This is a genomic window from Streptomyces sp. NPDC052687 (assembly GCF_040678395.1).
Taxonomy (GTDB): domain Bacteria; phylum Actinomycetota; class Actinomycetes; order Streptomycetales; family Streptomycetaceae; genus Streptomyces.
On record NZ_JBFATR010000051.1, the window covers coordinates 19,016 to 34,895 of the forward strand.

Annotated in this window: 17 protein-coding genes; 8 read left to right on the forward strand and 9 right to left on the reverse strand. The window is 74.3% G+C overall.

Annotation, left to right across the window (positions count from 1 at the left end; genetic code table 11):
* Positions 1 to 21: 21 nt before the first annotated feature.
* A complete protein-coding gene (locus tag AB0K92_RS28505; RefSeq protein WP_365927513.1) occupies positions 22 to 834 on the reverse strand; it encodes an SAM-dependent methyltransferase in 813 nt (270 codons plus the stop codon).
* 173 nt (positions 835 to 1,007) lie between these two features.
* Here AB0K92_RS28505 and AB0K92_RS28510 point away from each other — a divergent pair, with 173 nt between their 5' ends.
* Both AB0K92_RS28510 and AB0K92_RS28515 read left to right on the forward strand, forming a co-directional pair.
* Positions 1,008 to 1,898, forward strand: coding sequence for a Cof-type HAD-IIB family hydrolase (locus AB0K92_RS28510; protein ID WP_365927515.1), 891 nt, complete (start codon positions 1,008 to 1,010; stop codon positions 1,896 to 1,898).
* A gap of 241 nt (positions 1,899 to 2,139) precedes the next feature.
* A complete protein-coding gene (locus tag AB0K92_RS28515; protein ID WP_365927517.1) occupies positions 2,140 to 3,108 on the forward strand; it encodes a Dyp-type peroxidase in 969 nt (322 codons plus the stop codon).
* Between the two features lie 102 nt (positions 3,109 to 3,210).
* On the opposite strand, the gene AB0K92_RS28520 is transcribed toward AB0K92_RS28515, so the two are convergent.
* Positions 3,211 to 4,689, reverse strand: coding sequence for a protein kinase (locus AB0K92_RS28520; RefSeq protein ID WP_365927519.1), 1,479 nt, complete (start codon positions 4,687 to 4,689; stop codon positions 3,211 to 3,213).
* 195 nt (positions 4,690 to 4,884) lie between these two features.
* Between AB0K92_RS28520 and AB0K92_RS28525 the strand changes: the two genes are divergently transcribed.
* Positions 4,885 to 5,199, forward strand: coding sequence for a metalloregulator ArsR/SmtB family transcription factor (locus tag AB0K92_RS28525; RefSeq protein ID WP_365927521.1), 315 nt, complete (start codon positions 4,885 to 4,887; stop codon positions 5,197 to 5,199).
* Between the two features lie 97 nt (positions 5,200 to 5,296).
* On the opposite strand, the gene AB0K92_RS28530 is transcribed toward AB0K92_RS28525, so the two are convergent.
* The 5 genes from AB0K92_RS28530 to AB0K92_RS28550 form a co-directional block, all read right to left on the reverse strand.
* The gene (locus tag AB0K92_RS28530) at positions 5,297 to 6,109 is read right to left on the reverse strand and encodes an SAM-dependent methyltransferase (RefSeq protein WP_365927523.1); all 813 of its coding nucleotides are present in this window, start codon (positions 6,107 to 6,109) and stop codon (positions 5,297 to 5,299) included.
* Between the two features lie 62 nt (positions 6,110 to 6,171).
* Positions 6,172 to 6,819, reverse strand: a complete 648-nt coding sequence (locus AB0K92_RS28535; protein ID WP_365927525.1) for an endonuclease — start codon at positions 6,817 to 6,819, stop codon at positions 6,172 to 6,174.
* Positions 6,816 to 7,148, reverse strand: coding sequence for a DUF3140 domain-containing protein (locus AB0K92_RS28540; RefSeq protein ID WP_365927527.1), 333 nt, complete (start codon positions 7,146 to 7,148; stop codon positions 6,816 to 6,818). Before AB0K92_RS28540 ends, AB0K92_RS28535 begins: the two co-directional genes overlap by 4 nt.
* 34 nt (positions 7,149 to 7,182) lie before the next feature.
* The gene (locus AB0K92_RS28545) at positions 7,183 to 7,665 is read right to left on the reverse strand and encodes a DNA starvation/stationary phase protection protein (protein WP_166003530.1); all 483 of its coding nucleotides are present in this window, start codon (positions 7,663 to 7,665) and stop codon (positions 7,183 to 7,185) included.
* Positions 7,666 to 7,968: 303 nt separating this feature from the next.
* A complete protein-coding gene (locus AB0K92_RS28550; protein ID WP_365927529.1) occupies positions 7,969 to 8,793 on the reverse strand; it encodes a lysophospholipase in 825 nt (274 codons plus the stop codon).
* A 167-nt stretch (positions 8,794 to 8,960) separates the two neighbouring features.
* On the opposite strand from AB0K92_RS28550, the gene AB0K92_RS28555 reads away from it, so the two are divergent.
* The 3 genes from AB0K92_RS28555 to AB0K92_RS28565 all read left to right on the forward strand — a co-directional run bounded on the left by AB0K92_RS28555 (position 8,961) and on the right by AB0K92_RS28565 (position 12,769).
* Positions 8,961 to 10,148 (forward strand): thiolase family protein, encoded by a 1,188-nt coding sequence (locus AB0K92_RS28555; protein ID WP_365927531.1) that lies wholly within the window; start codon positions 8,961 to 8,963, stop codon positions 10,146 to 10,148.
* Between the two features lie 103 nt (positions 10,149 to 10,251).
* Complete coding sequence (locus tag AB0K92_RS28560; protein WP_365927533.1) at positions 10,252 to 11,757, forward strand: long-chain fatty acid--CoA ligase; 1,506 nt, start codon at positions 10,252 to 10,254, stop codon at positions 11,755 to 11,757.
* 238 nt (positions 11,758 to 11,995) lie between these two features.
* A complete protein-coding gene (locus tag AB0K92_RS28565; protein ID WP_365927535.1) occupies positions 11,996 to 12,769 on the forward strand; it encodes a sulfite exporter TauE/SafE family protein in 774 nt (257 codons plus the stop codon).
* 26 nt (positions 12,770 to 12,795) lie between these two features.
* On the opposite strand, the gene AB0K92_RS28570 is transcribed toward AB0K92_RS28565, so the two are convergent.
* Entirely contained in the window at positions 12,796 to 13,224 is a 429-nt protein-coding gene (locus tag AB0K92_RS28570) for a MarR family transcriptional regulator (protein ID WP_365927537.1), read from the reverse strand.
* Between the two features lie 230 nt (positions 13,225 to 13,454).
* On the opposite strand from AB0K92_RS28570, the gene AB0K92_RS28575 reads away from it, so the two are divergent.
* Entirely contained in the window at positions 13,455 to 14,300 is an 846-nt protein-coding gene (locus AB0K92_RS28575) for an MBL fold metallo-hydrolase (RefSeq protein WP_365927571.1), read from the forward strand.
* Between the two features lie 91 nt (positions 14,301 to 14,391).
* Here the strand turns inward: AB0K92_RS28575 and AB0K92_RS28580 are convergent, their stop codons facing one another.
* On the reverse strand, positions 14,392 to 14,892 hold the full coding sequence (locus AB0K92_RS28580; RefSeq protein ID WP_365927539.1) for a DUF6174 domain-containing protein: 501 nt from the start codon (positions 14,890 to 14,892) through the stop codon (positions 14,392 to 14,394).
* Positions 14,893 to 15,002: 110 nt separating this feature from the next.
* On the opposite strand from AB0K92_RS28580, the gene AB0K92_RS28585 reads away from it, so the two are divergent.
* Complete coding sequence (locus tag AB0K92_RS28585; RefSeq protein ID WP_365927541.1) at positions 15,003 to 15,752, forward strand: cobalt-precorrin-6A reductase; 750 nt, start codon at positions 15,003 to 15,005, stop codon at positions 15,750 to 15,752.
* Positions 15,753 to 15,880 lie beyond the last annotated feature (128 nt).

A 15,880-nucleotide genomic window follows, 5' to 3' on the forward strand; every position in this document is an offset into this window, starting at 1 on the left:
TCCCGTGGCCGGGGCGCGGGGTCAGGGCTTGACGGCCACCGCGCCGAACTGCGGGACCACCACGGGCCACGGGTTCTCCGGCCGCCACTGCGAGCACGACACCAGGCCCGGCTCCAGGAACTCCAGCCCGTCGAAGAACGAGGCGATGTCGGTGCGGCCGCGGGCGGTGATCGGCGGGGTGGCGTTCTCGTTCCAGAACTTCATCGCCGCGATTTGGCCCTCGCCGCCCAGGTCGGGCTCGAAGGTGGGGTGGGTCAGCACCAGGAAGCTGCCGGACGGGACCGCCGCCATGATCCGGCGCACGATGTCCCGCGCCGTGCCGGTGTCGAGGACGAAGTTGAGGATGCCCAGCATCATCACCGCGACCGGCCGGGACAGGTCCAGGGTGCGGGAGGCGCGCGCCAGGATGGTGTCCGGGTCGTGCACGTCCGCGTCGATGTAGTCGGTGGCGCCGTCCGCGCTGCCGGTCAGCAGGGTGCGGGCGTGGATCAGCACGATCGGGTCGTTGTCGACGTACACGATCCGCGACTCGGGGGCGACCCGCTGGGCGATCTCGTGGGTGTTGTCGGCGGTGGGCAGCCCGGTGCCGATGTCCAGGAACTGCCGCACCCCGCGCTCGGCGGCCAGGAACCGCACGGCCCGGCCGAGGAACTCCCGGTCGGCGCGGGCGATGTCCCGGATCACCGGGAACATCCCGGCCACGTGATCGCCGACCTGGTGGTCGACCTCGTAGTTGTCCTTGCCGCCGATCCAGTAGTTCCAGACCCGGGCGTTGTGCGCCACACCGGTGTTCAGGCGTGCCGCTCCCTCCGCCGGGGTGGGGGTCTCGCTCACGTCGTGTCCTCTCCTCGCCCATGCCGCGGTCTTCGGCCATTGTGCCGCGCTCATGATCAGCGCGTCCGGGAAACCGGGGGAGCGGCACGTGCGCCCGGACGGGTGAGATCGCCCAGGTAGGGTTGACGGTCGGCCACGGAACGACAAAGGGCTGCCGTCGCAGGAAGCAGGACATGCCGTACTCCCACTCCCCCCTCCCCACCCCCGCCGACACCCCCGCCGACACCCCGGTCGCCCCCGCCGACATCCGGCTCGTGGTCACCGACATGGACGGCACGCTCCTGGACGACGACAAGCGGCCCCCGGCCGGGCTGTGGGAGACGCTGGAGCAGCTGCGCGCGCGGGGCGTGCTGTTCAGCCCGGCCAGCGGGCGGCAGTACGCCACCCTGGCGCGGGAGTTCGCGCCGGCCGCGCGGGGCATGGTCTTCATCGCGGAGAACGGCACCTACGTGGTGCGCGACGGCGTCGAGCTCAGCTCCGACCCGCTGGAGCCGGACGTCGTCGCCCGGGTCGTCGCGGCGGTACGGCGGCTGTCCGCCGACGGAGTGAACGTCGGGGCCGTCGTCTGCGGCAAGCGGTCCGCCTACGTCGAGCGCACCGACGCGCCCTTCCTCACCGAGGTGCGCCGGTACTACGTCGAGAACCGGATCGTCGAGGACGTCACCGCCGTCGACGACGACATCCTCAAGGTCGCCCTGTACGACTTCGGCCCCGCCGAGCGCACCACCGCGCCCGCCCTGGCCCCGTTCGCCGGGACCCACCAGGTCGTGGTCTCCGGCGAGCACTGGGTGGACGTGATGAACCGCAGCGCCGACAAGGGCGCCGCCGTCCGCGCCCTCCAGCGGGAACTGGGCATCACCCCGGCCCAGACCATGGTCTTCGGGGACTACCTCAACGACCTCCAGATGATGGACACCGCCGAGTGGTCCTTCGCCATGGCCAACGCCCATCCCGAGGTCATCCGCCGGGCCCGCCACCTGGCCCCCTCCAACAACGACGACGGCGTCCTGCGCACCGTCCGGCGGCTGCTCGGCCTGCCGGACCCGGCCCGCCCCACCGGCTGACGCCCCCCGGCAGATCCGCCCTCCTGGGCAGGGCCATCCCCGCAGCCTGCCCCCGGCAGACCCATTCCGGCAGGCCCACCCCGGCAGCCCCGCCCCCGGCACGCCGCCCTCCGCCGGGCCGACGCCGCACCGTGCCCCCCGTGCCGTCCTCGTGCGCCGTGTCGCCGCCCGCCGCACCGGGCATGGTGTCGGGTGCCGGCCGGCCACCGTGGCCGTGACGTCACGTCGCAGAGGGGGAGCCATGTCGTCCTCGCTTCCGTCGGTAACGTCGGTTCCATCGCCCCGCGGCCGGCCGCAGCCCGTGCTCGGCCCGCCCGCCCGCGCCGCGTTCTTCCTGGTCGTCACCGTCGACCCCGGCGGAGAGAAGGCCGCCCGCGAGGTGCTGGCCGCGCTCCCCGGATGGGAGCGGGCGCTCGCCTTCCCGTACCCCGACGCGGGCCTGTCCTGCGTCGCCGGCATCGGTGCCGAGGCCTGGGACCGGCTCTACGGCGCCCCGCGCCCCGCCGGCCTGCATCCGTTCCGCGCCCTGACCGGACCCCGTCACCACGCCCCGGCCACCCCGGGCGACCTGCTCTTCCACATCCGGGCCGCGCGGCCCGACCTGTGCTTCGCGCTGACCGCCGAGATCATGAAGGGGCTGGGCGGCGCGGTCACCGTCCAGGACGAGGTGCAGGCGTTCGCCCACTACGACGCCCGCAACCTGCTCGGCTTCGTCGACGGCACCGAGAACCCGGTCGGCGCCGACGCCGCCGAGGCGGCGCTCGTCGGCGACGAGGACCCCGAGTTCCGGGGCGGCTCGTACGCGATCGCGCAGAAGTACCTGCACGACATGGCGGCCTGGGAGGCGCTGACCACGGAGGAGCAGGAGCGGGTGGTGGGCCGGGTGAAGGCGACCGGGCTCGAACGGGATGCGCCCGGCTCCCACAAGGAGGTCAACACCGTGCTCGGCCCGGACGGCACCGAGCAGCGCATCCTGCGCGCCGCCATGCCGTTCGGCCGCCCGGGGCGGGGCGAGTTCGGCACGTACTTCATCGCCTACGCCCGTGACCCGCAGCTCACCGAGACCATGCTGCGCCGGATGTTCGTCGGTACTCCCGGCGGCGGCCCCGACCCGCTGCTGGACTTCTCCCGCGCGGTCACCGGAACGCTGTTCTTCGTGCCCTCGGCCGACCTGCTCCAGGACCTCTCCGAGAACGGGAAGCCCCGCTGAGCGGGCCGGCCGCGCCTTTCCTCGCCGCGCCTTTCCTCGCCGCGCCTTTCCTCGCCGCGCCTTTCCTCGCCGCGACGCTCCGTGTCTCGCCGCGTCGCGCCGTCAGTCGTCCCCGCCCTCGTCGCCGTCGTCTGCCGCGGGTGCCGGGTCACCGGCCGCCGGCGGCGGTGCCGAGGTGGCGGGCGAGGGGACGGCGGCGGGCGTCTGGGCGGCGGCCGGGGTGGCCGGGGCCTCCGCGGCCGGTGTCCCGGCGGCCGGGACCTGGCCCGGGGCGTCGCCGGCCGGGGGCTGCCCCTGGGAGTCGGGGGCCTGCGCGTCCGCGGCCGGGGCCTGCCCCTGGCCCTGCGGCGCCGCCGGGGCCGTCGCGGACGGGTCGGCGGACGTCGAGGGGTCCGTGCGGGAGCTCTCCGTGTCGCTGTCGTCGGGTGAGAACAGCAGCATCCCGGTGACCATCGCGGCCAGGAACAGACCCACACCGGCGGCGCCGGCCGCGACCTTCCGCCGGTTTCCGGGGGCCGGCGGGCGGCGCCGGGAGGCCGGAGCGGAGGTCGACGGCAGCATGTACGTCGTCGCGGGGCCGGTCTCGCCCAGCGGACGCGGCTGGGCCTGCGCGGGCGGCTGCTGGCGCGGAGCCGGCGACCGCCGCGAGGACGACGCGTGACGCGTGGCCGGCTGATGGCGGGTGGCCGGCTGGTGCGGCGCCGAGTGCGGCTCGGGGTGCCGCTCCGGCGCGGGCACATCCGGGGCGGCCGCGGGCAGCGGCTCGGGGCGGCCCTGCCAGGCCCCCGAGGCGAACCACTCCGCGACCTGCTCGGCGGTGGGCCGGTGTTCGGGCTGCTTGGCCAGCAGGCCGAGCAGATAGCTCTCGAAGGCGGGCGGCAGCTGGGCGCCCAGCTGGCGGGGCGGCGTCGGGGTGGCGTCGAGGTGCTGATGGAGGATGGCGATGGCGCTGTCGGCCTGGAACGGCGGGCTGCCGGTGAGGAGTTGGTACAGCACGCAGCCCAGCGAGTAGACGTCGCTCGGCGGTCCCGCGGGCTTGCCCAGGGCGCGCTCCGGCGCGATGTACAGGCTGGTGCCGACGATCTGCCCGGTCGCGGTGAGCGCTGCGGCCGGGTCGTCCATGAAGCGGGCGATGCCGAAGTCACCGATCTTGAGGGTGCCGTCGGCGTCCAGCAGCAGGTTGGCGGGCTTGATGTCCCGGTGCACGATGCCCTGCTGGTGGGCGGCGGCGAGCCCGGCGGCGGCCTCCGCGGCGATCCGGGCGACCCGGTCGGCGGGCTGCGGGCCGGAGCGGGCGAGCAGCCCGGCCAGGCTGTCGCCCTCGACCAGCTCCATCACCAGGAAGAGCTTGTCCTCGTACGTGCCGAAGTCCAGGACACCGACCACGTGCGGGTGGTGGAGCCGGCCGGCGGTCTGCGCCTCCAGCCGGAACCGGGAGGCGGCGGTGGTGTCGGAGTCCTGGGGCAGCAGCAGCTTGACGGCCACCGGCCTGCCGAGCGTGTCGTCGTACGCCCGCCAGACCTCTCCCATCGCGCCGCGTCCGATCGCGTCGTGCAGCCGGTACCGGCCCGCTATGAGCACCTGTGCTTCGTCCTCGTCCTGAGTGAGTCGACCGCCGCGGGGCGAACTCACCGCGCGGGTGCGGGTGATGTGGGGGGAGCGCCGCGGCTGCCTCAGCGTACCGGCAGCGCCGGGCGTTGATCACCGTGGGCGCCCCGGCGCGGGCGGGCGCCGGGGCCGGGGGTCCGGCTTCGGGCGATGTGAGACGATCAGTCCATGCTGACGTCAGTTGACGCTGATCTGGTCCGGGTGCTGGCCGATCCGCTGCGCCTGCGGATCGTCACCCTGCTCGCCCACGAGACGCTGTGCACCACGCACTTGGTGGAGGAGACCGGGGCCCGCCAGACCAACCTCTCCAACCATCTGCGGGTGCTGCGGGAGGCGGGCGTGGTGGAGACCGAGCCGTGCGGCCGGTTCACCTACTACCGGCTCAGGCCCGAGGTCCTCGCCGGCCTGGCCGACGGCTTCGCCCGGCTGGCCGCGACCGCGCGCGCCACCGCCGAGAACGACGTCAAGCGCTCCTGCCCCTGACCGGTCCGCCGAACGAGCGCGCGCCCCGCGCGTAGCCGGGTTGACCACCCGCGACGAGCACCGGCGGCTCGCCCGGCCCGGCTCCACCGCGCGGACCTCAGACCTTGCGGCCCACCGCGCCGTACAGCGACACCGGCCCGCGGCCCAGGTCCGACTCGTTCTCGGCCAGCTCCGGACGCCAGTCGGCGACCGACACGATGCCGGGGTCCAGCACCTCGAGGCCCTTGAAGAAGCGGGCCATCTCGTCCCGTGAGCGGGCCACCAGGGTCACCCCGCCCGCCGTGTACGCCGCGATGCCGCGCCGGACGTTCTCCGGCTCGAAGTCGGCGGTCATCGCCGACAGCACCAGGCAACTGCCCGGCGCCAGCGCGTCGACGAGGGTGTCCACCAGCTCGTAGGCGCCGTCCTCGTCCGCGACGAAGTGCAGCAGCGCGATCAGGGACAGGGCGACCGGCCGGTCGAAGTCGAGGACCTGCGCGGCCTGTTCGAGGATGCGGCGCGGGTCCCGCGCGTCCGCCTGGACGTAGTCCGTGGCGCCCTCGGGAGTGCCGCGCAGCAGGGCCTCGGCATGGGCGAGGACGATCGGGTCGTTGTCGACGTAGACCACCCGCGACTCCGGGGCCGCCGACTGGGCGATCTGATGCAGATTCGGTTCGGTGGGGATGCCGGAGCCGATGTCGAGGAACTGCCGGATGCCCTCCCGGCGGACCAGCAGCCGGGTGGCCCGCTGCATGAACCAGCGGTTGGCGCGCGCGGCGCGCGGGGCGCCGTCGTCGATCGCCATGATCTGCCGGCCCAGTTCCTCGTCGACCGGGTAGTTGTCCTTGCCGCCGAGATACCAGTCGTACACCCGGGCCGGATGGGGCCGCGTCGTGTCGATCCTCGCTGCGGCCGGCTCGGTCCCCGTCACACGTCTCTCCTCTGCTGCGCGGGCCCCGCGCAGGGGGCGGGGCTGCGAGCAGTCTGACACGATCACGCGGCGCGGCGGAGAGTGTCGCCGGCCACCTGCTTCTCCAGCGCCGCCCGCACCAACGCGGCGGCCAGGACGGCCGGTTCGGTGTCACCGGCCGCCTCCAGCAGCCGGTCACGGTCCTCCGGCAGCCCCAGCCGCCGCGCTCCCGACAGCGCCTTGCCGTCGACGAAGGGGGCGACTTCCGGCCAGACCCGCTGCACCTCGCGCAGGAAGATGTCCGCGCCGGCCGGGCCCAGACCGGGCACCTCCTGGAGCAGCCGGCGCAGCGCGCCGGGATCGCCGTCCGCCTCCGCGCGCAGCCGGCGCAGATCGCCGCCCCAGCGCTCGGTCAGCAGCCGGGCGCCGTCAGCGAGCATCGTCGCGGTGCGCTCGTCGTAGCGCCGGTAACCGGCCTCGCCGAGGGCGGCCACCCGACGCCGCCGGCCGGCCTCGGCCATCCGGCGCGGATCCCGCAGCCCCGCCTCGTGCAGGGCGCGGGCCGCCGCCACCGCGACCGAGGCCCGGATACGGGCGCTGAGCAGCACGGACAGCACCAGCAGACGGTACAGCGGCTGGGGGGTGTCCCGCAGCCGGATGCCCGCCTCCTCGGCATAGGTTTGGCCGTGCGCACGGGTCAGTTCGCGCACCACGCGCCGCGGGTCGGTCACGGCTTGAGCGGGTCGTGTCCGATCGACATCAGCGCATGGCGGCGGCTGGTGCGCGCGGGCTCCGGCTCGTTCGCCAGGTCCGTCTGTCCGGACACCATCTCCACGACCTTCGTCATCACCCGGACGTCCTCGTCGGTGAGGTCGGTACGCCGCTTGCGCAGGACGGCGAGCACCTGCTGTCCGAGCGGGGGGCCCGCCTGGTCCGGCAGCGGCTCGGTCCGCTCGCCGGCGTCCCGGGTCCGCAGCCAGGCGTCCAGCTCCCGGGAGGTCATGTTCACGACGTGGTGGAAGTCCTCCCACAGCGCGTCGAGTCCGGCGGAATGCGTCATGGCCTGCCCCTTCCCTGTGGTGCGTCCGTAGGGGTCAGTCCTGGCGCGGGAAGTTCTCGGCGTCGAACATCCAGCGCTGCTTCTCCAGGTCGGCCGTGATGGCGATCAGCAGGTCCTGGGTGACCGGATCCGGACCGTCGGTGGCCTCGATGCGCTCCCGCAGCCGGCCGATAGCCGCCTCCAGCGACTCCACCAGCACCTGGACCGCATCGTTGTCGCGCACCCAGCCCTCCTTCGGGCTGGGCAGCGAGAACCGGGCGGCGACGGTCTCCGGGCGGCCGTCCGGCGGCACGCCCAGCGCCGCGCACCGCTCCGCCACCGTGTCCGAGTGGGCGCGGGCGGTCGCGACCACCTCGTCCAGCTGCAGGTGGATCGAACGGAACCGCGGGCCCACGATGTTCCAGTGCGCCTGCTTCCCGATCAGTGACAGCCCGACCAGATCCACCAGCGTGTCCTGCAGCGCGTCGCAGGCGACCCGGCGGGCGTCGTCGGGCAGTGTGCTCTTCACGACGGTCATGGGGCGCTTCTCCTTCTCACCTCGTGCGAGGGTTGTCGGTCGTGCGGAGCGGCGCGGCGCGCGCGGACGCGTTCGGCGGCCGATCGCCGCGACCCCTCCATGGGGGCGCGGGTGCCCCGCGTGTACCAGCGCAAACGCGGCGCGCGCAGGTGGTGAGAGGGAGGTCCGGGAGGGTGGCGGCTCCGTGCCGGTCAGTCTCCGAGGACCGTCCGGTCAGTTTCCGAGGACCTGCCCGGTCAGCCTCCGAGGGCCGTCCGGTCAGCCTCCCAGGACCCGCGGTGAGTCTCCGAGGCCCCGGGCCGGTCAGTCTCCGAGGACCCGGTCCACGAACGCCGTCACCTCCGCGAACGCCTCCGCGCGGTTCGTCTCGTGGAACACCTCGTGCCGCGCGCCCGGGAAGATCCGCTCGGCCGCCGTCCCGCCGCTCAGCCGCCGCACGCCCGTACGGCTGCCCGCGAGGGGCACCAGCCGGTCGTCGTCGCCGTGCAGCCACAGCAGCGGCAGCGGGCCCGCGTCACCGCCCTCGGCGACGTCCTCCAGGGTCCGGACGAACGCCCGCAGCGTCGGCCGTTTCATCGGCCCGTGCCACACCAGCGGGTCCGCCGCGTAGGCCGCCGCCACCGCCGGGTCCCGGGACAGCGCGGCGGGGCTGACCGGGACGTCCGGGACCTCGCCGTGCGCCGCGTCGTGGGCGAGCAGCCGCGCGGGCGTCTCCCAGGTGCCGATCACCGGCCCGGACAGCACCAGGGCGGCGAGGCCGGCGCCGTACCGCTGGGCGTACCGGGCGGCGATGAGCCCGCCCATGGAGTGGCCGATCATCACCATCGGTACGTCCGGGTGCGCGGAGCGGGCGAGCCGCGCCACGGTGTGCACATCGCCGACGACGTCCTCGAAGTCCTCGATCACCACCCGCTCGCCCGCCGACCGGCCGTGGCCCATGTGGTCGGGCCCGAACACGGTGGCGCCGTGCCCGGTCAGGACGCCGGCCAGGTCCGCGTACCGGCCGCTGTGCTCGCCGTAGCCGTGCACCACGAGGGCGGTGTACCGGGGGCGGGGGTGCGGCCACTCGCGGACGGCGAGCGCGCCCCGCGTTCCGGTGAGAACGTGCTCGCGGGGGTCGGTCGTCATGGCTCCTCCGGTCGCGTCGGGAATGGATGCGGAAGGTTCCGGGGGATCTTCCCAGGGAGCGGTGCGGAGGTCTATAGTCCAAAACTAGCAGTGCTAATTAATGGGCGCTCCACATCGCCCCCGGTACTGCCCTTGTCCGCTGAGCGATGACGGTCAGGAGTCCACTCGTGCGTCCCGTCCACTTCGCGGCCGCCCGCCGCACCCCCATCGGCAAGCTGCGCGGAGCCCTGTCCTCGGTACGGCCCGACGACCTCGCCGCCACCGTGATCCGCGGCCTGGTCGCCGACGTGCCCGCGCTGGACCCGGCCCGGATCGACGACGTCTACTGGGGCGCCGCCAACCAGGCCGGCGAGGACAACCGCAACGTCGCCCGCATGGCCGCCCTGCTCGCGGGGCTGCCCGACTCGGTGCCCGGCGCCACGGTCAACCGGCTGTGCGCCTCCGGCCTGGAGGCCGTCACCACCGCCGCCCGCACCATCGCCGCGGGCGAGGCGGACATCGTGCTCGCGGGCGGCTCCGAGTCCATGAGCCGCGCCCCCTTCGTCCTGCCCCGCCCCGACGAGGCGCTGCCCCACCGCATCGAGACCGCCGACACCCGGCTCGGCTGGCGCCTGGTCAACCCGGCGATGCGGGAACTGCACGGGCTGCTGTCCATGGGCGAGACCGCCGAAGAGGTCGCCGCGCGGTACGGCGTCGACCGCGAACGCCAGGACGAGTTCGCCCTGCGCAGCCACCAGCGGGCCGCCCTCGCCCGCAAGAACGGCCACTTCGACGACGAGATCCTGCCCGTCACCCGCCCCGACGGCGTCGTCGTCGACAGCGACGAATGCGTCCGGGAGGACACCTCCTACGAGAAGCTGTCCCGCCTCAAGCCGGTCTTCCGCGACGGCGGCACCGTCACCGCCGGAAACGCCTCGCCGATGAACGACGGCGCCGCCGGACTGCTGCTGGTCAGCGAGGAGGCCCTGAACGAACTCGGCCTGGAGTCCCTCGGCCGCTATGTCGCGGGCGGCTCGGCCGGCGTCCACCCCGACGTCATGGGCATCGGCCCGGTCCCCGCCACCCGCAAGGTCCTCGCCCGGGCCGGCTGGGACATCGGCGACGTCCAGGAGGCCGAGTTCAACGAGGCGTTCGCCGCGCAGGCCCTCGCCTGCGTCGACCAGCTCGGCATCGACCCCGAGCTGGTCAACCCCACCGGCGGCGCCATCGCCCTCGGCCACCCGCTCGGCTGCTCCGGCGCCCGCATCCTGACCACCCTGCTCCACCGGATGCGCCGCACGGGGGCCGCGCGCGGCCTGGCGACCATGTGCGTGGGCGTGGGGCAGGGAAGCGCGGTGCTGGTCGAACGGCACTGACCGCACTCCGACGGGCACCGAGCCGCAGCCCGGGCGACTCGACGGGGGAGCCCGGGCCGGGCATCCGGAACCAGAGCCGCAACGAAACGGAGCAACCCCCTCCATGGCAACCCTGTCCCTGGCGAGCATCCTCGCCGAGAACGCGCGCCGCCGGCCGGCCAAAACCGCCCTCGTCGAAGGCGACCTGCGCCTCACCTTCGCCGAGGTCTGGCAGCGCGCCCTCGCCCGCGCCGGCGCCCTCGCCGCGCTCGGCGTACGGCCCGGGGACCGGGTCGCCCTGATGGCGCCCAACGTGGCCGAGTTCCCGACGGCGTACTACGCCATCGTCGCGGCCGGCGGTGTCGTCGTCCCCGTCCACCTCCTGCTGTCCCCCGGCGAGGTCGAGCACGTGCTGAGGGACAGCGGCGCCACCCTGCTGCTGTGCCACCCGGCCCAGGCCGAGACGGGAACCGCCGCGGCGCGGGCCGCCGGGGTGCGGGTCGTCACCCTGGGCGAGGAGTTCGGCGAACTCGCCGCGAAGGCCGGGCCGCTGCCCACGTTCGTCACCCGCGACGCCGACGACCCGGCCGTCGTCTTCTACACCAGCGGCACCACGGGCGTGCCCAAGGGCGCCGTGCTCAGCCACCTCAACCTGGTGATGAACGCGACCGTCAACGCCTTCGACGCCAACGACATCCGCCCCGACGACGTCGCGCTGGGCGCGCTGCCGCTGTTCCACGCCTTCGGCCAGACGGTGTCCCTCAACTCCACCTGGCGGGCCGGGGCCACCCTCGTGCTGATGCCCCGGTTCGACGCGGCGCGCGCGATCGAGCTGATGGTGCGGGAGAGGGTCGACACCTTCCACGGGGTGCCCACCATGTACGTCGCCCTCGTCGCCGCGGCCGCCGAGGCGGCGGACCTGCCCCGGCTGCGGGTGTGCGTCTCCGGCGGGGCCTCGCTGCCGGTGGCGGTCCTGGAGCGGTTCGAGGAGACCTTCGGCGTGCCGGTCCACGAGGGCTACGGCCTGTCGGAGACCTCGCCGACGGCGACCGTGAACCAGCCGGTGTTCGGCACCCGGGCGGGCACCATCGGGCATCCGCTGTGGGGCGTCGACGTGGAGATCGCGCGCGCGGACATCGAGGACCGGATCGAGCTGCTTCCCCCGGAGGAACTGGGCGAGGTGGTCATCCGGGGCCACAACGTCTTCTCCGGCTACCTCGGCCGCCCCGAGGCGACCGCCGAGGCGCTGGTCGACGGCTGGTTCCGCACCGGTGACCTCGGCACCAAGGACGCGGACGGCTTCCTGCGGATCGTGGACCGCAAGAAGGACGTGATCATCCGCGGCGGCTACAACGTCTACCCGCGCGAGGTCGAGGAGGTCCTGATGCGCCACCCGGGCGTCGCCCAGGTCGCGGTCGTCGGCCTGCCGGACGAGCTGCACGGCGAGGAGGTCTGCGCGGTGGTCGTCCCCGCGCAGGGCGCCGCGCCGGACGCGGAGGACGTCATCAGCTGGTCCAAGGAGCGCCTGGGCCGCCACAAGTACCCGCGGCGCGTGGAGTTCACGGACGCCCTGCCGCTCGGGCCGAGCCTGAAGGTGCTGAAGCGGGAGCTGCGGGCGCGGTACGTCTGACGGGGGAGGGCGCGCTGCGGCGGGTGGGCTGCGGCGGGTGGCGGAGTGTGCGCTGCTGAGGGCTGAGGGCTGAGGGCTGAGGGCTGAGGGCTGAGGGCTGAGGGCTGCGGGCTGAGGGCTGCGGGTGGTGGGCGGTGGGCGGTGAGCGCGGCGCGCGGCTCAGGCGTCCGGTCCCCGGTGTCACCAGGCGAGACGGCGCGGCCCCGGCCGGATGCGTGTGCATAGCATCGGTGCCCGCATGGACACGATGACCCTCTGGCACTTCACCGGCTGGGAGTTCGCCGCGCTCGCCGTCGCGGCGCTGCTCGTCGGCTTCTCCAAGACCGCGGTGAGCGGTGCCAACACGATCAGCCTCGCCGTCTTCGCGGCGGTGCTGCCCGCCCGCGCCTCCACCGGTGTGCTCCTGCCCCTGCTCATCGCCGGGGACCTGCTCGCCGTCCTCACCTACCGGCGCCACGCCCACTGGCCCACCCTGTGGCGGCTGTTCCCGGCGGTCGCGGCCGGAGTCGTCGTCGGCACCGCGTTCCTGATGTGGGCCGACGACGAGATCGTCCGCACCTCGATCGGCGCGATCCTGCTGCTGATGGCCGCGCTGACGGTGTGGCGACGGCGTACGGCGGACAGGGCGGCGGAGCCGGACGCGGTCACCACCAGCGCGGGCCGGGTCAAGGCCCGCGCGTACGGAGTGCTCGGCGGCTTCACCACCATGGTCGCGAACGCGGGCGGACCGGTGATGGCCCTGTACCTGTTGTCGGCGGGCTTCCGGAAGCTGGGCTTCCTGGGCACGTCGGCGTTCTTCTTCCTGATCGTGAACGTGTCCAAGGTGCCCTTCAGCGCGGGCCTCGGCCTCATCGACGGCCCCTCGCTGCTCCTCGACGCGGCCCTGGTGCTGTTCGTCGTACCCGGCGCGCTGCTCGGCAAGTGGGCCGTCAGCCGCATCGACCAGCGGCTGTTCGAGCGGCTGGTGATCGCCGCGACGGTGCTGGGCGCCCTCCAGCTGTTGCTGCGCTGAGCAGCGCGTGCCGCAGGCGGGGCTCCTCAGTCCCGGCTCAGCGCCTGTTCCAGCAGGTCCTTGAGGGTGCCCTGCTGCTGGGGGGTGAGGGTGCCCAGCGGGGATTCACGGGTGAGGACGTCGAGGAGCCGGTCGCGCAGGGCGGTGCCCTCCGGGGTGAGGACGAGGTGCTTGGCGCGGCGGTCGGTGGGGTGGGCGCGGCGTTCGACCAGGCCCTGTTTCTCCAGCTTGTCGATGACGAAGGTGGCGTTGGACGGCTCGCAGCTCATGCGGTCGGCGAGCTCGCGCATGGTCATCGGCCCGGTCATCTCCCGCAGGGCGGTCGCCTGGGCGACGGTGAGGCCCAGGGTGACGGCGCGCTCGCGTACGTGCTCGGCGATCCGCTGGGCCAGGCCGTTCACCAGACCGCACAGCTCCCGCTCGGCGATGGCGTGCGGCTCACGGGACGTCGTCATGACCCCATGCTAGCAAGTTCATCAAGCCAGAATAATTACAGCTTGAATGGTTCTAGCTTTACGCATATGGTCGTCGCAGTCATCCGACGCCCGACACCGAGCATTGGGGGAGAACCGTGACCGACTTCTTGACCGACCGTGCCGAACGGACGAACGGGACGGAACGGCGGGAGGAAACGACGCGACCGGAGTGGTCGCAGCGCCTGCGGCGGCCGGGGGTGCTCCGCTCGCTGTGGCTGGGGGACACCAAGGTCACGTACGTACCGGACGGCGATGTGCGGCTGCGCCCGCGCGAACTGCTGCTCGGTTCGGACGACGCGGTGTGGGCCGCGCACCCGGAGTACCTGGACGACGCGGGTCACCTGGTGGCGAGCATCGGCGCCCTCCTGGTGGAGCGCGGCGACCGCGCGCTGCTCATCGACGCGGGCTTCGGACCGCGCCGCTGGCCGGCCGCCCCGGACGGGCCGCGCGGCGTGATCCACGGGGGAGCGCTCCCGGAGCGGCTGGCCCGGCTCGGCCGCCGGGCCGAGGACATCGAGGCGGTGGCCTTCACCCACCTCCACCCCGACCACACCGGATGGGCGAGCCATCCCCTGCCGGGCACCGGCCGGCCCGTCTTCCCCGCGGCCGACTTCCTGGTCTCCGCGCCGGAATGGGCCCCGTACGAGCCGTCGGCGGGGCCGGACATGCCCGAGGAGATCGCCGCCCTGGCGCCGCGTGTGCGCACGGTGGAGGACGGTCAGGAGATCTTCCCCGGCGTGCGCGTGCGGATCGGCGCCGGCCACACGGCCGGCCACACCGAGTACGTCATCACCTCCGGCGGCCGGCGGCTGATCGCCTTCGGTGACGCCCTGCACTCGTCGATCCAGGCGGACCACCCCGAGTGGACCTCGGCCTTCGACGACGACCCGGCCCGCGCCGCCGAGCACCGGCACCGCCTCGTCGCCGACCTCGCGGCCCCCGGCACCATCGGCTTCGGCATCCACTTCGCCGACGTGGTCTTCGGACGGGTCCGCCGGGGCGGCGACGGCCCCGCGTGGCAGCCGGTCGACTCCACCGAGCCCGCGGACACCTGACCGGCCGGGGAAGGCTGACCGGTCGGGGACGCCTGACCGGTCGGGGACGCCTGACCGGCGTGAACGTCTGACCGGCCGGGGACGGCTGCCGCTACGTCCGGGGCGCGTAGTCGCTGATCACGTACAGGGCCTCGTCGTCCACGGCGTTCGCGTCCCAGTCCAGTGAGATGCGCACCGGGTGCCCGTCGGCGGCGAACTCGGCCGCCGCCTCGTCCGCGTTCTCCTGCCGCGCCCGTTCCAGCTCACGCAGCAGCCCGCCGAGGGTGGGCACCTGGTCGGGCAGCCGCTTCACCATGTCACGCGCGCTGTCGTCCAGCCCTCTGGCGTCGGTCACCCGGCCGTCCCGCACGGTCACCCGGTAGCTGCCCAGCAGGGCCCGTTCTCCTCCGCTCGACTCCAGGGTGTAGGAGTAGGCCTCCGGCTCCGTCCAGGCGGCGCCGGTCCGCGAGCCGGAGCCGGGCCGGGCGGTGGGGTCGGGCGACGCCTCACCGGAGCAGGCGGCGGTCGCCGCCATCAGTCCGCCGGCCAGCAGGGCGGCGGCGAGCCGGGGGGCGGCGAGCTGGGCGGGCGGAGTGGGGCGAAGAGCGGTCACGGCGGAGTCCTTTCCACGAACGGCCGGGTCTCCCGGCGCACCGGTCACTCCTACGACGCGGCGGGGCCGTCATACGTTCGATGCGCTCCCCGTTCGATACGCTCCACGCCATGCCCCGCCACATCCTCGTCCTCGGCGGCACCACCGAGGCGCGCCACCTCGCCGCCGAGCTGGCCGGACGCCCGGGCACACGGGTGACCACCTCGCTGGCGGGGCGGGTCGCCCGGCCGGGAGCGGTTGCCGGGGACGTACGCGTCGGAGGCTTCGGCGGAACCGACGGGCTCGCCGACTGGCTCCGCGCCCAGGCCGTGGACGCCGTGGTCGACGCCACCCACCCCTTCGCCGCCACGATCACCGCGAACGCGGCGCGCGCCACGGCCGCGGCCGGACGGCCCCTGGTGGTGCTGCGCCGGCCGGGCTGGCGCCCCGGCCCCCTCGACCGCTGGCACTGGGCCGCCTCCCTGACCGAGGCCGCCGAGCTGCTGCCGGACCTGGGCCGCCGCGTCCTCCTCACCACCGGCCGCATGGACCTGGCGGCCTTCGCGCACCTGGAGCGGCTCCACTTCGTCGTACGGTCCGTGGAGCCCGCCGAACCGCCGACGCCGCCCCATATGACCCAGGTGCTCGCGCGGGGCCCCTTCACCGTCGCCGACGAGCTGGCGCTGCTGCGCGAGCACCGCGTCGACGTGCTGGTGACGAAGGACAGCGGAGGAGAGGCGACCGCCGCCAAGCTCACCGCGGCCCGTGAACGGGGGCTGCCCGTCGTGGTCGTACGGCGCCCACCGCTGCCCGCCGGCGTGGCCGCCGTCCCCGGCGTACCGGAGGCCCTCGCGTGGCTGGATCTCGGCGGCCCGGCTTAGGCGGTTTCCTTCGGATCACCTCATTTCGAGATCACCGGCAAGGCCACCAAGGCGTCGTCGCCCCGGAGAACGGCTTCGGCGAATGGAACCTGTCCTGGAGCGAGTGGCGGCGGCGCAGCGCGATGAGC

Excerpts from the sequence above, each read along its gene's own strand:
- AB0K92_RS28565 (WP_365927535.1), top strand. The coding sequence starts at position 11,996 with ATGGACACGATGACCCTCTGGCACTTCACCGGCTGGGAGTTCGCCGCG.
- AB0K92_RS28510 (WP_365927515.1), top strand. The coding sequence starts at position 1,008 with ATGCCGTACTCCCACTCCCCCCTCCCCACCCCCGCCGACACCCCCGCC.
- AB0K92_RS28540 (WP_365927527.1), bottom strand. The coding sequence starts at position 7,148 with ATGACGCATTCCGCCGGACTCGACGCGCTGTGGGAGGACTTCCACCAC.
- AB0K92_RS28515 (WP_365927517.1), top strand. The coding sequence starts at position 2,140 with ATGTCGTCCTCGCTTCCGTCGGTAACGTCGGTTCCATCGCCCCGCGGC.
- AB0K92_RS28560 (WP_365927533.1), top strand. The coding sequence starts at position 10,252 with ATGGCAACCCTGTCCCTGGCGAGCATCCTCGCCGAGAACGCGCGCCGC.
- AB0K92_RS28525 (WP_365927521.1), top strand. The coding sequence starts at position 4,885 with ATGCTGACGTCAGTTGACGCTGATCTGGTCCGGGTGCTGGCCGATCCG.
- AB0K92_RS28545 (WP_166003530.1), bottom strand. The coding sequence starts at position 7,665 with ATGACCGTCGTGAAGAGCACACTGCCCGACGACGCCCGCCGGGTCGCC.
- AB0K92_RS28550 (WP_365927529.1), bottom strand. The coding sequence starts at position 8,793 with ATGACGACCGACCCCCGCGAGCACGTTCTCACCGGAACGCGGGGCGCG.
- AB0K92_RS28585 (WP_365927541.1), top strand. The coding sequence starts at position 15,003 with ATGCCCCGCCACATCCTCGTCCTCGGCGGCACCACCGAGGCGCGCCAC.
- AB0K92_RS28570 (WP_365927537.1), bottom strand. The coding sequence starts at position 13,224 with ATGACGACGTCCCGTGAGCCGCACGCCATCGCCGAGCGGGAGCTGTGC.